Source organism: Pedobacter sp. FW305-3-2-15-E-R2A2 (assembly GCF_038446955.1).
Lineage (GTDB): Bacteria > Bacteroidota > Bacteroidia > Sphingobacteriales > Sphingobacteriaceae > Pedobacter.
This window is the reverse complement of sequence record NZ_CP151803.1, coordinates 6,981,920-6,997,671: the sequence shown is the minus strand read 5'-3', so window position 1 is coordinate 6,997,671 and position 15,752 is coordinate 6,981,920. Positions and strand designations below refer to the sequence as shown.

9 protein-coding genes, 2 tRNA genes and 4 rRNA genes are annotated in these 15,752 nt (G+C 42.7%); 11 read left to right on the top strand and 4 right to left on the bottom strand.

Going from position 1 to position 15,752, the window contains the following annotated elements:
- Positions 1-3 precede the first annotated feature (3 nt).
- The gene (locus AAFF35_RS28510) at positions 4-210 is read right to left on the bottom strand and encodes a YtxH domain-containing protein (protein WP_074611525.1); all 207 of its coding nucleotides are present in this window, start codon (positions 208-210) and stop codon (positions 4-6) included.
- Positions 211-364: 154 nt separating this feature from the next.
- On the opposite strand from AAFF35_RS28510, the gene AAFF35_RS28505 reads away from it, so the two are divergent.
- From AAFF35_RS28505 to tsf, 5 genes are all read left to right on the top strand, one after another.
- A complete protein-coding gene (locus AAFF35_RS28505; RefSeq protein WP_342329834.1) occupies positions 365-724 on the top strand; it encodes a hypothetical protein in 360 nt (119 codons plus the stop codon).
- A 624-nt stretch (positions 725-1,348) separates the two neighbouring features.
- The gene (rplM, locus tag AAFF35_RS28500; protein WP_073237599.1) at positions 1,349-1,792 is read left to right on the top strand and encodes a 50S ribosomal protein L13; all 444 of its coding nucleotides are present in this window, start codon (positions 1,349-1,351) and stop codon (positions 1,790-1,792) included.
- A 16-nt stretch (positions 1,793-1,808) separates the two neighbouring features.
- Entirely contained in the window at positions 1,809-2,195 is a 387-nt protein-coding gene (gene rpsI / locus AAFF35_RS28495) for a 30S ribosomal protein S9 (RefSeq protein WP_069378174.1), read from the top strand.
- A gap of 19 nt (positions 2,196-2,214) precedes the next feature.
- Positions 2,215-3,039, top strand: a complete 825-nt coding sequence (gene rpsB / locus AAFF35_RS28490) for a 30S ribosomal protein S2 (RefSeq protein ID WP_069378173.1) — start codon at positions 2,215-2,217, stop codon at positions 3,037-3,039.
- Between the two features lie 100 nt (positions 3,040-3,139).
- A complete protein-coding gene (tsf, locus tag AAFF35_RS28485; RefSeq protein ID WP_074613149.1) occupies positions 3,140-3,979 on the top strand; it encodes a translation elongation factor Ts in 840 nt (279 codons plus the stop codon).
- 232 nt (positions 3,980-4,211) lie between these two features.
- Here tsf and AAFF35_RS28480 read toward each other — a convergent pair whose 3' ends face one another.
- A complete protein-coding gene (locus AAFF35_RS28480) occupies positions 4,212-5,246 on the bottom strand; it encodes a COX15/CtaA family protein (protein ID WP_342329833.1) in 1,035 nt (344 codons plus the stop codon).
- The gene (gene queD, locus AAFF35_RS28475; RefSeq protein WP_342329832.1) at positions 5,236-5,589 is read right to left on the bottom strand and encodes a 6-carboxytetrahydropterin synthase QueD; all 354 of its coding nucleotides are present in this window, start codon (positions 5,587-5,589) and stop codon (positions 5,236-5,238) included. Before queD ends, AAFF35_RS28480 begins: the two co-directional genes overlap by 11 nt.
- A gap of 1,142 nt (positions 5,590-6,731) precedes the next feature.
- Between queD and AAFF35_RS28470 the strand changes: the two genes are divergently transcribed.
- The 5 genes from AAFF35_RS28470 to rrf all read left to right on the top strand — a co-directional run bounded on the left by AAFF35_RS28470 (position 6,732) and on the right by rrf (position 11,897).
- Positions 6,732-8,253: ribosomal RNA gene (locus tag AAFF35_RS28470) — 16S ribosomal RNA — on the top strand.
- Between the two features lie 175 nt (positions 8,254-8,428).
- Positions 8,429-8,503 (top strand) — tRNA-Ile (locus AAFF35_RS28465).
- Positions 8,504-8,517: 14 nt separating this feature from the next.
- Positions 8,518-8,594, top strand: a tRNA-Ala gene (locus AAFF35_RS28460).
- Positions 8,595-8,809: 215 nt separating this feature from the next.
- Positions 8,810-11,688, top strand: a 23S ribosomal RNA gene (locus AAFF35_RS28455).
- A 97-nt stretch (positions 11,689-11,785) separates the two neighbouring features.
- Positions 11,786-11,897, top strand: a 5S ribosomal RNA gene (gene rrf, locus AAFF35_RS28450).
- The 16S, 23S and 5S rRNA genes sit together here with 2 tRNA genes alongside, the layout of an rRNA operon.
- Positions 11,898-12,604: 707 nt before the next feature.
- On the opposite strand, the gene AAFF35_RS28445 is transcribed toward rrf, so the two are convergent.
- Complete coding sequence (locus AAFF35_RS28445) at positions 12,605-13,162, bottom strand: histidine phosphatase family protein (protein WP_342329831.1); 558 nt, start codon at positions 13,160-13,162, stop codon at positions 12,605-12,607.
- 984 nt (positions 13,163-14,146) lie between these two features.
- Between AAFF35_RS28445 and AAFF35_RS28440 the strand changes: the two genes are divergently transcribed.
- Positions 14,147-15,668 (top strand): 16S ribosomal RNA (locus AAFF35_RS28440).
- Positions 15,669-15,752: the final 84 nt, after the last annotated feature.

Genomic DNA, 15,752 nt, shown 5'->3' with positions numbered 1-15,752 from the left:
CTCTTAAGCTCTAACTTTAGCGATGGTATCTTTAACATGACCTGCAGCATCTACCAGTTTTTCTTTGGAGGAATCTAATAAATCACAAAACCAATCGGATACTTTATCTTTCATTTCTCCATCTTTATCTGATGCTAATATTAATGCGATGGCAGCTCCCAGGGCAGCTCCTGCCAATAAACCTGCAATGATTTTGGTTTCCTTTTTCATATTAATGTGTTTTTTGGTTGAATGATGGATCAGGAACAGCATACTCCCGATCGTTTCATATAATTCTTTTTTTTAATCAATTAGTTAACAAAGACGATGCCGAATAGTTTGTGGTTCTCCGTAAATTGCAGGGAGATGTTGTAAATTAGGTAAAATGTTTAGGATCCTTTCTTATGCCAATATTTTATTAGCCATCGCTTATCTGTTGATGTTTCTTTTAAATGGAGGTAATGTAGTGATTTTTGGGCTTTTGGTTGTGGTGGTTTTCAATGTTCTTGTGGTTAAAAATGGACAGGAGGGGTGGAAAAAACCGGGATTGATTCTTGGTACGCTGGGGTTAGGCTGTCTGTGTTTTGCGGCATTTCTTTTGGTCGGACTGATTCATATTGTCCGCTCATCAATAGCTTATCATTACTTCTCCAATACTTTAAACTATATAGTGCTGACCGCATTATTTGTTTCCTGTATCACCATCCACTTGGTATTCTTCTGTCTTTACCGGAATAAAGAATAGATTTCTGGCTATTTTCTATGACGAGAGTCGCATTTTAATTTGAGCTGGTTGTAAGTTGATGTCGGCCGGTAATTGTATCCGGAATGCCTGATTTTATGATCTTAAAATTATTCTTGTGATTGCTGCGCTGATCGCGGTTTGGAATTTTTGGTTTAAAGTTTTGTTGATGCTGGAGATTGGATAGGAGCAGGCTCGAAACAAGGTCTGATGAGCTTAGCATAAAGCTCGGATGAAACAGGGATCAAACACGGAATTTGTCCCTGTTCTATCCGTGTTCTATCCCTGTTTGATCCCTGTTCTATCCGGGGTTCATTAGAGGCAGTTTCGATCTGATCATGACCTTGTTTTATAGCGCTGTTATTTCGGGTCAGACCGAATGAAAAAATTGAATAAAGCCGATGTTTCAGAACAATTTGTTGGCTGCTGATTGCCATTTGTTCTGGATTTGACCTGTGATAAAGGGGGAATTCTTTGGGGTCTGAATTCGTGTTGTATTTTATGCTGATGTTAAATAAACAAATAATATCGCGTCAACTGTTTGAGATTTAAATATTTCTGTCTATCTTTGCAGTCCCTAAATTTAAGGGTGAATAAATAATTGTTTAACAAATTAAATACAAGCAAGTGAATACGTTAAGTTACAAAACTGTCTCTGCCAATGCAAAAACTGTTAACAAACAGTGGGTTGTTGTTGATGCACAAGGCGAGATTTTGGGGCGCTTGTCATCGAAGATCGCTATGATCATCCGTGGTAAAAACAAGCCTGAGTATACCCCACACGTAGACTGCGGTGATAACGTTATCGTTATTAATGCAGACAAGGTTAAATTGACAGGAAATAAATTCAGCGATAAACGCTATATTTCTTACACTGGTTACCCAGGTGGTCAGCGTTTCATTTCTCCTAAAGAGTTAATGGCGAAACATCCTAAGCGTGTTATCGAGAAAGCGGTGCGTGGTATGTTACCTAAAACTAAACTTGGTGCAAAATTATACACCAACTTATATGTTTATGCAGGTACAGAACATCCTCATGCAGCACAATCACCAACAACCATTACACTTTAATTAAAGGAAGAAAGAAATGTCAGTTACTAACACTTCAGGAAGAAGAAAAACTGCTGTTGCACGCATCTATTTAAAAGAAGGCAACGGCACAATTACCGTAAACGGTAAAGACCATAAAGTATATTTCCCAACATTGCCTTTACAATACATTGTAAACCAGTCATTCGAAGTTTCTGAATTGACAGGTCAGTATGATGTAAACGTAAATGTAGCTGGTGGTGGTATCAAAGGTCAGGCAGAAGCAGTTCGTTTAGCTATCGCTAAAGCTATTGTGGAATTGGATGCTGAGAAAAAACCAGCATTACGCGCTAAAGGGTTAATGACCCGTGATATGCGTATGGTTGAACGTAAGAAACCAGGACGTAAGAAAGCACGTAAGAAATTCCAATTCAGTAAACGTTAATCTTAAGGAGACAAACACAATGGCAAGAACTACATATCAAGACTTATTGGATGCAGGTGTACACTTCGGTCACCTTACCCGTAAATGGAACCCAAAAATGGCGCCTTACATTTTCATGGAGCGCAATGGAATCCACATCATAGATTTAAATAAAACTTTAACTAAGACTGAAGAAGCTGCTTCAGCAATCAAACAGATCGTTAAATCTGGTCGTAAGATTCTTTTCGTAGCTACTAAGAAACAAGCTAAAGAAATCGTTGCTGATCAAGCAAAAAAAGTAAACATGCCTTTCGTAACTGAGCGTTGGTTAGGTGGTATGTTAACTAACTTTGCTACTGTTCGCAAGTCAATCAAAAAGATGTCTAACATCGATAAGATGACTAAAGATGGTACTTATTCGATCCTTTCTAAGAAAGAGCGTTTAATGATCCAACGTGAGCGTATTAAATTGGAAAGCTTACTAGGTGGTATCGCGGATCTAAACCGTTTACCAGCTGCTATCTTTTTAATTGACGTTAAAAAAGAGCACATCGCTGTTAGCGAAGCGTTGAAATTAAACATTCCAACATTTGCAATGGTTGATACTAACTCTGATCCTTCTAACATCGATTTCCCAATTCCTGCGAATGATGATGCTACTAAATCTATCTCTTTAATCACTGATGTTATCATCAAAGCGATCGAAGAAGGTTTAGATGAGCGCAAACGTGAGAAAGACGAAGAAACTGAAAAAGAAGCTGTAGCTGCTAAAGCTGCTGCTGATGCTCCTGAAGCTGCTGCTCCTGGTGCAAGAAGAAAAAAAGTAAATGCTGATACTGAAGAAGGTACTAGCGAAGAAGCTTAAATAATTGAATGTGGGTTGTATGTTGTGCGTTGCAGGTTTTCCTAACAACAAACACTATACAACCCATAATTTTTTAATAAAAACTTAAAAAAGAAATAAGATGTCTACAGTACAAATTTCTGCAGCAGATGTAAACAAATTACGCCAGCAAACCGGTTCAGGTATGATGGATTGCAAAAAAGCATTAATCGAAACTAACGGTGATTTTGAAGCAGCGGTTGATTACTTACGTAAAAAAGGTGCTAAAGTAGCAGCTTCACGTCAGGACCGTGATTCTAACGAAGGTGTTGTTATCGCAAAAGCTACAGCAGACGGTAAACGTGGTGTTGTTGTTGAATTAAACTGCGAAACTGACTTCGTGGCTAAAAATGCTGATTTCGTAGCTTTAGCTAACAAATTCACTGATCTTGCTATCGATAAAAATCCTGCTTCATTAGAAGAGCTTTTATCTTTAGAAATTGATGGTCAGAAAGTTTCTGATATCATCATCGAAAACACTGGTAAAATCGGTGAAAAAATCGGTATCTCTAAATTCGAAACTGTTTCAGGTGAAAAAGTTGTTCCTTACATCCACGGTAACTACCGTTTAGGTGTATTGGTTGCTTTAAACCAGGATGTTGCAGGTGTTGATGAAGCTGGTAAAGATGTAGCTATGCAAATCGCTGCAATGAACCCGGTAGCTTTAGATAAAGCTGACGTAGATTCAACTACTATCGAGCGTGAAACTGAAATCGCTAAAGAACAAATCCGTGCTGAAGGTAAACCTGAAGAAATGGTAGAAAAAATTGCTGCTGGTAAATTGAATAAATTTTACAAAGACAGTACTTTATTAAACCAGGAATTCGTTAAAGATTCTTCTAAAGACGTTCGTAAATTCTTAAATGATACTGCTAACGGTTTAACTGTTACTGCATTCAAACGTGTACAATTAGGAGCTTAATCCTTCTTTAATAGATAAAAAAAATAGGGTGTCCAAAAGGCACCCTATTTTTTTTATGCCTGATTTTTTGATCTTGCCCGGTTTCTTGGCTTTCTCTAGTTTTAGCACGCAATCTGTCGCCTGGAGTTACGAAATAGGTTTTGATCCCGGATGTTTGATCTTCCTTGTTTGTCTTTCTGATCAACTATCTGTTAAGATGCTGAGGATTTATTGGGTATTCCGGAACGCTGGACTAGTTCTTTTTTAGGTTTAAAAATAACAACAATAAAAGTGAGATGGTCAGAAGAATTCCTGTAAACTGGTGGAACAGGGCAAAAGATGGGTAATGAGGTCCGATGCTTTTCAGTAAGGCGGTGATTCCGAAAATCACCTGAATTCCTACAAGTAGCAGTGGGAATAGCCGAATATAGGAGAGTAGGGAATTAATTTTCCAGGAGACACTTCTTAAATAAAGAATAAGAACGAGTCCGCAAATGATATAGGCAAGTGTGCGGTGGATAAATTGAATGGCCAATAAATTTCCTGTTAAATAGCTAAGGGTAATGGATTGGTTTTGTAGGGATGGAGGGATAATGAATCCATTCATGTCAGGCCATGTGGGGGCCGCAAGTGCTGCACGGGTTCCTGCCATGAATGCCCCATAAATCAGCTGAATAAAAAGAATCCCCAGAATGGTGATATTTAATGTACTAAACCTCAGCCTATGCCTCATCTTGATATGATCGAGACTTAAAGTAAAGGCAAGCCAAAGGGTGTAGCACAATAGAATTACTGCAGCTACGAAGTGTATGGCGAGCCTGATGTGGCTTACACTGATGTCTGTATCATTAAGACCACTTTGTACCATAAGCCATCCTATGACGGCTTGCAATAGCCCCAATAGAAACAATACGAGGATCTGACTGAGTAGTTTGAGGTTCATTTTTCTTTTTATAACGAAATAGAGAAATGGGAAAATGAAAGCCAGGCCAATAAACCTTGCCCAATTCCGGTGAAGCCATTCCCAGAAGTAGATGGATTTGTAATCTTCGAGTGAGAAATGCGCATTGACTACATGAAACTGAGCAATCTGTTTATATTTATCAAAACTTAACTGCCAGTCGTTTTCATTTAAGGGGGGGAGGAAGCCCATTAGTGGTTTCCATTCGGTAATAGATAATCCGGAGCCGCTCAATCTGGTGATTCCTCCAAGTAGAATCTGAAGAAAAATAGCAAATGCACCGAAGTATAACCAGATGGCAATGCCTTTGTTGGTGTTATCCTTCATATATCACACCTGAACTGGGAGTCTCATTCAATTCAATTCTCGTCAGGCCTGGAAATACCGGCTTTATTTTATCCCATAACCAGATACTGAGTTGTTCGCTGGTTGGGTTTTCCAATCCGGGGACTTCATTGAGTATTTTATGGTCGAGTATTTCGATCAGAGGACTAATTCCTTTCTTTAGATCTGTATAATCTATAACCCAACCGGAATGTGGTTCCGGATCTCCGCTAATGAATACTTTAAGTGTATAGGTGTGTCCGTGCATTCCACCGCATTTATGTCCTGCAGGAACCAGGGGTAAATAATGTGCGGAATCAAAACTGAAAGTTTTATAGATAATCATTTGATGTGTATAATGATCAAATTTCCGGTTTGATGTCAGGATAATAAATGACCGTGATCATTATTTGAAATAATAAGGGTCATTTCTGCTATTAGCGAGAACTTGGTTATGGTCACCTTGTTGCTTTATGGGGTCAGATGGCTTTGAATTTTTGAGATTTTGTTGGCGGAATCGAATATGGATTAGTGTCTATTGCCTCAAATGTAAATCCGTTGAATCGAATGCATTCGCCGTTGAGTAATCAATTAACGAATTCGGTCCTGAATTGCTGACTGCCGCAGGAATAGTGTTCTGTGTTGTTAGAGGTTGGTGTCGGCGGTTTGGTGTTGGTTTTTCTGTTCTTTGAGAGGTTCTTTTGGAAAAATTGAGAGTATACCTGCCCATTCGGGTTATAGTTTAGTTTTAAACGCAGCTTTGGAGCCTGTCGTTTTCTATTCATCTGTAGTATATATGTTAGTATATGCAGGTCAGGGATTGGCCATTTAATTTGATTTTATCCATCTTCTTAAGTGATTTTGACTTGGTGTAGAATTTACATTAAGGTCGTCTTGAGTTTTTCTTGTTGTAAATCATGTAGTTAGGGATGTGATACAATTATAATGGCTGAATTGTTTTGAGACCGGTTAAATTTTCCTACTTTTGCATCCCGCTTCGGAGGAAGAGAAACAGTGAAAGTGAAAAGAGAGAAGGATTTGAAAGATTGCAGTAGAGAGATGTCAGAGGTTGTTTTGATCGGTTTAGTAGCCAAATAAAACAAAGTAAAAAAGTTTAAGAAAAAGCTTGACAATAACAAAAAGATTTCTACCTTTGCAGTCCCAACAAAAACGGGGGTTACCAAACGGAGTTTGATAACAAAAACAAAAAGACTGAAACGATCAGAAGTTTGAAACTAACACCAGGAACATTAAGACCTGGAGGAAACAGAGAAACGAAGATTGCAACATAAAAGAAGAACCGCGAGGAGATTCGAAAAGTTCATTAAAGAGATGTCATTTATAGCGTAGCGAGGTAAGATAGTACCGTTTCAAAGTACATGAAAACCAAAGCTATTTTTTCAAGTCAGAATCTGACAGACAATACAAAAAAGAATAAAGACTATTATTAACAAGTTAAGAATGGTCAGCGTTCAAACAACACATTTTACAATGGAGAGTTTGATCCTGGCTCAGGATGAACGCTAGCGGCAGGCCTAATACATGCAAGTCGAACGATAGTGAAGGGCTTGCTCTTCACGAAAGTGGCGCACGGGTGCGTAACGCGTATGCAACCTACCTTAATCAGGGGGATAGCCCGAAGAAATTCGGATTAACACCGCATAAAATCACAGTACAGCATTGTACAATGATCAAATATTTATAGGATTAAGATGGGCATGCGTGTCATTAGTTAGTTGGCGAGGTAACGGCTCACCAAGACCACGATGACTAGGGGATCTGAGAGGATGACCCCCCACACTGGTACTGAGACACGGACCAGACTCCTACGGGAGGCAGCAGTAAGGAATATTGGTCAATGGAGGCAACTCTGAACCAGCCATGCCGCGTGCAGGAAGACAGCCCTCTGGGTCGTAAACTGCTTTTATTCGGGAATAAACCTACTTACGTGTAAGTAGCTGAATGTACCGAAGGAATAAGGATCGGCTAACTCCGTGCCAGCAGCCGCGGTAATACGGAGGATCCAAGCGTTATCCGGATTTATTGGGTTTAAAGGGTGCGTAGGCGGCTTATTAAGTCAGGGGTGAAAGACGGTGGCTCAACCATCGCAGTGCCCTTGATACTGATGAGCTTGAATACACTAGAGGTAGGCGGAATGTGACAAGTAGCGGTGAAATGCATAGATATGTCACAGAACACCGATTGCGAAGGCAGCTTACTATGGTGTCATTGACGCTGAGGCACGAAAGCGTGGGGATCAAACAGGATTAGATACCCTGGTAGTCCACGCCCTAAACGATGAATACTCGCTGTTAGCGATACACAGTTAGCGGCTAAGCGAAAGCGTTAAGTATTCCACCTGGGGAGTACGCCCGCAAGGGTGAAACTCAAAGGAATTGACGGGGGCCCGCACAAGCGGAGGAGCATGTGGTTTAATTCGATGATACGCGAGGAACCTTACCCGGGCTTGAAAGTTAGTGAATGATCTAGAGATAGGTCAGTGAGCAATCACACGAAACTAGGTGCTGCATGGCTGTCGTCAGCTCGTGCCGTGAGGTGTTGGGTTAAGTCCCGCAACGAGCGCAACCCCTATGTTTAGTTGCCAGCACGTTAAGGTGGGGACTCTAAACAGACTGCCTGTGCAAACAGAGAGGAAGGAGGGGACGACGTCAAGTCATCATGGCCCTTACGTCCGGGGCTACACACGTGCTACAATGGATGGTACAGAGGGCAGCAAGCTGGCAACAGCAAGCAAATCTCAAAAAGCCATTCACAGTTCGGATAGAGGTCTGCAACTCGACCTCTTGAAGTTGGATTCGCTAGTAATCGCGTATCAGCAATGACGCGGTGAATACGTTCCCGGGCCTTGTACACACCGCCCGTCAAGCCATGGAAGTTGGGGGTACCTAAAGTATGTAACCGCAAGGAGCGTCCTAGGGTAAAACCGATAACTGGGGCTAAGTCGTAACAAGGTAGCCGTACCGGAAGGTGCGGCTGGAATACCTCCTTTCTGGAGTAGTTCAGACTACTCGCTACGTAAATGATATAAATGACAAAAAAATCTCAAAAGAAAAACCCATAGGATGAAACATCGATATAGTGTTCCATACTGAAGGAAGGTATTAACCAGAGGAAACAAGGAATGTGTGAGACACCTCAGACAATACCGGTTTCAAAAGGTAAATAGTCCCGTAGCTCAGTTTGGTTAGAGCACTACACTGATAATGTAGGGGTCAGCAGTTCAAATCTGCTCGGGACTACAGATATATTCTAAGGGGGATTAGCTCAGCTGGCTAGAGCGCCTGCCTTGCACGCAGGAGGTCAACGGTTCGACTCCGTTATTCTCCACCATTACCCATGCCTAATACAAAAGGCTGATAAATATGATCACGGATTGTGATCAGGGGAACTAAAGTTCTTTGACATATTGGAAGAAGTTAAAAAAGAAGAGCAAACAACAATAGAGACGTTGTTAGCTTGAAGGAAGGAATAAGCAATTATTCAATCCGTAGAGATAACAATAAATCAAAAAAAGCATTTCCATAGGCGCAAAAGGCTATGGAGAGAAGAAAGTAAATAAGAGCACACAGGGGATGCCTTGGCTCTCAGAGGCGATGAAGGACGTGATAAGCTGCGATAAGCTTCGGGTATTAGCAAATATGAATTAATCCGAAGATTTCCGAATGGGGAAACCTGGCTAGTTGAAGACTAGTCGTATATAATACGCAAACCTGCCGAACTGAAACATCTAAGTAAGCAGAGGAAGAGAAAATAATAATGATTTCCTAAGTAGTGGCGAGCGAAAGGGAAAGAGCCCAAACCACTTATGTTACGGCATATGTGGGGTTGTAGGACTACGATGTGGTATTAATGAAATGAAGTGGAACAGGATGGGAAGCCTGGCAATATAGCGTGAGAGCCGCGTACACGTAAGTAACATTAGCCTAGTAGTATCCTGAGTACCGCGAGGTCGGAGACGCCTTGTGGGAATCTGCCGGCACCATCCGGTAAGGCTAAATACTCCTGAGAGACCGATAGTGAACCAGTACCGTGAGGGAAAGGTGAAAAGAACCCCGAACAGGGGAGTGAAATAGAACCTGAAACTGTGTGCTTACAAGCGGTCGGAGCGTCCAGGTGGCGTGACGGCGTGCCTTTTGCATAATGAGCCTACGAGTTACTCTTCTCTGGCAAGGTTAAGTGTTTAAGACACGCAGCCGAAGCGAAAGCGAGTCTGAATAGGGCGTATAGTCAGGGGAGGTAGACGCGAAACCTTGTGATCTACCCATGGACAGGTTGAAGGTGCGGTAACACGTACTGGAGGACCGAACCGATAAACGTTGAAAAGTTTCCGGATGATCTGTGGGTAGGGGTGAAAGGCTAATCAAACTGGGAAATAGCTCGTACTCCCCGAAATGTTTTTAGGAACAGCGTGGTGGTTAAGTTATATAGAGGTAGAGCTACTGATTGGGTGCGGGGGAGTCAAATCCTACCAAATCCAGACAAACTCCGAATGCTATATAATATACACTGCAGTGAGGCCCGGGGTGCTAAGGTCACGGGCCGAGAGGGAAAGAACCCAGACCATCAGCTAAGGTCCCCAAGTTATAGTTAAGTTGAACTAACGAGGTCCGATTGCATAGACAGCTAGGATGTTGGCTTGGAAGCAGCCATTCATTTAAAGAGTGCGTAACAGCTCACTAGTCGAGCGATCGGGCATGGATAATAAACGGGCATTAAACTATACACCGAAGCTATGGGTAATATTAATATTACGGTAGGGGAGCATTCCAGCGGCAGCGAAGTTATGACGTAAGTTGTGGTGGAGCTTCTGGAAAAGCAAATGTAGGCATAAGTAACGATAAGGCGGGAGAGAAACCCGCCCACCGAAAGGATAAGGTTTCCTGATCAACGCTAATCGGATCAGGGTTAGTCGGGGCCTAAGGAGAACCCGAAGGGGATATTCGATGGACAACTGGTTAATATTCCAGTACTTTTTATAACTGCGATGTGGGGACGGAGTAGTGACACTGCCGCGATCTGACGGAATAGATCGTTAAAGGGCGTAGGTATTAGGACTGTAGGTAAATCCGCAGACTTAGCTGAAACCCGATAGTACTGCAAACCTTCGGGGGCGTAGATAGCGCAGGTAATCAGACTTCCAAGAAAAACCGCTAAGCTTCAGGTTATAAAAACCCGTACCGCAAACCGACACAGGTATCCGGGAAGAGAATTCTAAGGTGCTCGAGTGAATCATGGCTAAGGAACTCGGCAAAATGGCCCTGTAACTTCGGGAGAAGGGGCGCTGGTAGCAATATCAGCCGCAGTGAAAAGGCCCAGGCGACTGTTTAACAAAAACACATGGCTTTGCAAAATCGAAAGATGAAGTATAAGGCCTGACACCTGCCCGGTGCTGGAAGGTTAAGAGGGGATGTCATCCGCAAGGAGAAGCATTGAATCGAAGCCCCAGTAAACGGCGGCCGTAACTATAACGGTCCTAAGGTAGCGAAATTCCTTGTCGGGTAAGTTCCGACCTGCACGAATGGTGTAACGATCTGGGCGCTGTCTCAGCCATGAGCTCGGTGAAATTGTGGTCCCGGTGAAGACGCCGGGTACCCGCAACGGGACGGAAAGACCCCATGCACCTTCACTACAATTTAACATTGACATTGGATACAAGATGTGTAGGATAGGTGGGAGACTATGAAGTGGCATCGCTAGGTGTTGTGGAGTCAACGTTGAAATACCACCCTTTTTGTATTCGGTGTCTAACCCCTCTCTGGGGGGGACATTGTTTGATGGGTAGTTTGACTGGGGTGGTCGCCTCCAAAAAGGTAACGGAGGCTTTCAAAGGTAAGCTCAATACGCTTGGTAACCGTATGAGGAGTGCAATAGCATAAGCTTGCTTGACTGTGAGGCAGACAAGCCGAGCAGGGTCGAAAGACGGATATAGTGATCCGGTGGTTCTGCATGGAAGGGCCATCGCTCAAAGGATAAAAGGTACGCTGGGGATAACAGGCTGATCTCCCCCAAGAGCTCATATCGACGGGGAGGTTTGGCACCTCGATGTCGGCTCGTCACATCCTGGGGCTGGAGAAGGTCCCAAGGGTTCGGCTGTTCGCCGATTAAAGTGGCACGCGAGCTGGGTTCAGAACGTCGCGAGACAGTTCGGTCCCTATCTGTTGTGGGCGTAGGAATTTTGAGTGGGGCTGACCTTAGTACGAGAGGACCGGGTTGGACTAACCTCTAGTGAATCTGTTGTTCCGCCAGGGGCATTGCAGAGTAGCTACGTTGGGAATAGATAAGCGCTGAAAGCATCTAAGTGCGAAACTAGCCACGAGATGAGAATTCCATATAGGACCGTAGCAGACTACTACGTTGATAGGTTACAGATGTAAAGGTGGTGACATCAAAGTCGAGTAATACTAATAATCCGAAGCTTTCAAGAGCAATAAACTGTTGTTTGTTCTTCCTAACTTAACTTCTTTCAATAATATGTCATTGTTTGACCGCACCAATAAGGAGCAAGAAAACAATAAAAATATTTAGGTGCCTATATCGGTGGTGTCTACCTCTTCCCATTCCGAACAGAGAAGTCAAGCCCACCAGAGCCGATGGTACTGCGGTAACACGTGGGAGAGTAGGTCGGTGCCAAATCTTAAAGTAAGCCTGTAGTGAAAACTACAGGCTTTTCTTGTTTATAGGGTTTTCGGGAATTTGCACGAACTGGTTCCAAAAATCATTAATGGATCTTTCTGAGATCAGCTTGATCCTATAAGCATTTTCTGTCAGGTTAAGAGCCTTTGCTGCTTCCAGAAGATGAACATGATGGTTTATAAGCTTTTCAGGGCACCTGGAAGGATTGGCTCTGGTACATCGAACTCCTGATTTCTTAATCAACAACTCCCCTGGTACGATCAGCGTTTCATATTTCTTCAGTAGAGCTCTTTTGTTTCTCCGAGTGCGGTATATATAAGCTTTCCTGATGTTAATGATCTGAACAGCATTGATAAAGAGTTATTGTGGATCAACCCTGCTTAGCAATTGAACTTCCGGCAATCATCACCTTCATTCAAAACTTATTGCTTTAATACCTGTGGTAGTTCTTGCTTCAGGAAGCGGACTAACCTCGCTGCCTTCTTTCCATTTCTTTGAATAGGTGCGCTTTCGATCCATCTGTAATTGTTTTTAATTGAAAAAGAATTTATTTTGAACCTACACTATCGGATGCTTAAATCCCTCTTTTCTGTTTTTGATGGAAGAGGCTTTGGCATAATTCTTCCCCTTTTCTTTGATGTTTTTCTAAAAGAGCAGAATAGTAAAAGTCCGTTCTCCTGAAATTAACGACCAGGTGATATGTAAAACTAGAAATTACAGTTGGAAGATGGATTTAAACCTTGCTTGTCTTTTTTCAGCACAGGTGTTCCTGTCGAAAAAGTGACCACCCATATGCTGTCATAGTCATTGGAAGCCCATTTTTGAGTTACAAATTTTACGCCCAATGCATTGATCAGTTTTTGAATCTCTTTATGCTCCCAAACAATAATGACAGTACCCTTCTCTTTTAAGAGCGCTTTGCTAATATGTTTGTGATCTCCTTCGTCATAAGCCGAGTTTATGGTTAAGTTATATTTCACCGCAAAAGGGGTAATGGTTTGAAACATCCTCGCCCTGCTGGTCTTTTTGCCAAGATTTATCGCCGGAACATAAATATCAGATGGCTTGCCGAATTTCTTATATAATACTGCAGGCAATTGTATGGAACGGTTAAATCCTTTACAGGTAAGGTTATTTCCATCTTCAGGACGTTCAGCATGTCGTATGAATACAAGTTTTAGATTTTTATCCTGGGAGCTGGCGGTAAAGCTGAGCAAAACAAAGACATAAAGAAATAGCTGGGTTAATAGGAGAGGTGCTTTCATAGTTTATCTAAAATAGAATATATGCGGCACTTAGCAAAGTTTAATCAATAGCTGGCTTTAAAAACAATATATCCCATTTGAATGTGGACAGGAATATGGATGTTGTTGCTGAAATTAAGCTCCCGGTTGCTGCTCTTGTTTATTAATCGTTAAAGGTTTCGTTAATATAATGGAGGAAAAGAAGTCTGTTTGTTTCTTTTCTTCTCAGGAATAAGAGAGAAAGGAGCCTGCCCGTTACCTGGATCGGCGCAGACCATCTGGTGATTTAATCATTTTAAGGCTTAATCCTGGTATTTAAGGGATTCCTATGAAAATAAAACTGAATCCCCGTTTCCTGGAATACATTGATCAATACAACTAAGGCTTAGTGTGTTGAGGATTGATCAGCGGGGGAATTGTTGCAGATATTTGGACTTATGTTAAGATAAATACAATTTTATGTAAATAAAGTTTGCAGGGAGCAAAAATAATCCTACTTTTGCATCCCGCTTCGGAGGAAGAGAAAGATTGAGGTTGATACAGAGAGAAGGATTTGAAAGATTGCAGTAGAGAGATGTCAGAGGTTGTTTTGACCGGTTTAATAACCAGATAAAACAAAGTAAAAAAGTTTAAGAAAAAGCTTGACAATAACAAAAAGATTTCTACCTTTGCAGTCCCAACAAAAACGGGGGTTACCAAACGGAGTTTAGTAACAAAAATAAAAAGACTGAAACGATCAGAAGTTTGAAACTGACACCAGGAACATTAAGACCTGGAGGAAACAGAGAAACGAAGATTGCAACATAAAAGAAGAACCGCGAGGAGATTCGAAAAGTTCATTAAAGAGATGTCATTTATAGCGTAGCGAGGTAAGATAGTACCGTTTCAAAGTACATGAAAACCAAAGCTATTTTTTCAAGTCAGAATCTGACAGACAATACAAAAAAAAGAATAAAGACTATTATTAACAAGTTAAGAATGGTCAGCGTTCAAACAACACATTTTACAATGGAGAGTTTGATCCTGGCTCAGGATGAACGCTAGCGGCAGGCCTAATACATGCAAGTCGAACGATAGTGAAGGGCTTGCTCTTCACGAAAGTGGCGCACGGGTGCGTAACGCGTATGCAACCTACCTTAATCAGGGGGATAGCCCGAAGAAATTCGGATTAACACCGCATAAAATCACAGTACAGCATTGTACAATGATCAAATATTTATAGGATTAAGATGGGCATGCGTGTCATTAGTTAGTTGGCGAGGTAACGGCTCACCAAGACCACGATGACTAGGGGATCTGAGAGGATGACCCCCCACACTGGTACTGAGACACGGACCAGACTCCTACGGGAGGCAGCAGTAAGGAATATTGGTCAATGGAGGCAACTCTGAACCAGCCATGCCGCGTGCAGGAAGACAGCCCTCTGGGTCGTAAACTGCTTTTATTCGGGAATAAACCTACTTACGTGTAAGTAGCTGAATGTACCGAAGGAATAAGGATCGGCTAACTCCGTGCCAGCAGCCGCGGTAATACGGAGGATCCAAGCGTTATCCGGATTTATTGGGTTTAAAGGGTGCGTAGGCGGCTTATTAAGTCAGGGGTGAAAGACGGTGGCTCAACCATCGCAGTGCCCTTGATACTGATGAGCTTGAATACACTAGAGGTAGGCGGAATGTGACAAGTAGCGGTGAAATGCATAGATATGTCACAGAACACCGATTGCGAAGGCAGCTTACTATGGTGTCATTGACGCTGAGGCACGAAAGCGTGGGGATCAAACAGGATTAGATACCCTGGTAGTCCACGCCCTAAACGATGAATACTCGCTGTTAGCGATACACAGTTAGCGGCTAAGCGAAAGCGTTAAGTATTCCACCTGGGGAGTACGCCCGCAAGGGTGAAACTCAAAGGAATTGACGGGGGCCCGCACAAGCGGAGGAGCATGTGGTTTAATTCGATGATACGCGAGGAACCTTACCCGGGCTTGAAAGTTAGTGAATGATCTAGAGATAGGTCAGTGAGCAATCACACGAAACTAGGTGCTGCATGGCTGTCGTCAGCTCGTGCCGTGAGGTGTTGGGTTAAGTCCCGCAACGAGCGCAACCCCTATGTTTAGTTGCCAGCACGTTAAGGTGGGGACTCTAAACAGACTGCCTGTGCAAACAGAGAGGAAGGAGGGGACGACGTCAAGTCATCATGGCCCTTACGTCCGGGGCTACACACGTGCTACAATGGATGGTACAGAGGGCAGCAAGCTGGCAACAGCAAGCAAATCTCAAAAAGCCATTCACAGTTCGGATAGAGGTCTGCAACTCGACCTCTTGAAGTTGGATTCGCTAGTAATCGCGTATCAGCAATGACGCGGTGAATACGTTCCCGGGCCTTGTACACACCGCCCGTCAAGCCATGGAAGTTGGGGGTACCTAAAGTATGTAACCGCAAGGAGCGTCCTAGGGTAAAACCGATAACTGGGGCTAAGTCGTAACAAGGTAGCCGTACCGGAAGGTGCGGCTGGAATACCTCCTTTCTGGAGTAGTTCAGACTACTCGCTACGTAAATGATATAAATGACAAAAAAATCTCAAAAGAAAAACCCATAGGATGAAACATCG

Bases quoted from the DNA above. Each gene is read 5' to 3' on its own strand.
- rpsI (WP_069378174.1), top strand. From the start codon at position 1,809: ATGTCAGTTACTAACACTTCAGGAAGAAGAAAAACTGCTGTTGCACGC.
- queD (WP_342329832.1), bottom strand. From the start codon at position 5,589: ATGATTATCTATAAAACTTTCAGTTTTGATTCCGCACATTATTTACCC.
- AAFF35_RS28510 (WP_074611525.1), bottom strand. From the start codon at position 210: ATGAAAAAGGAAACCAAAATCATTGCAGGTTTATTGGCAGGAGCTGCC.
- AAFF35_RS28480 (WP_342329833.1), bottom strand. From the start codon at position 5,246: ATGAAGGATAACACCAACAAAGGCATTGCCATCTGGTTATACTTCGGT.
- AAFF35_RS28505 (WP_342329834.1), top strand. From the start codon at position 365: ATGTTTAGGATCCTTTCTTATGCCAATATTTTATTAGCCATCGCTTAT.
- rpsB (WP_069378173.1), top strand. From the start codon at position 2,215: ATGGCAAGAACTACATATCAAGACTTATTGGATGCAGGTGTACACTTC.
- AAFF35_RS28445 (WP_342329831.1), bottom strand. From the start codon at position 13,162: ATGAAAGCACCTCTCCTATTAACCCAGCTATTTCTTTATGTCTTTGTT.
- tsf (WP_074613149.1), top strand. From the start codon at position 3,140: ATGTCTACAGTACAAATTTCTGCAGCAGATGTAAACAAATTACGCCAG.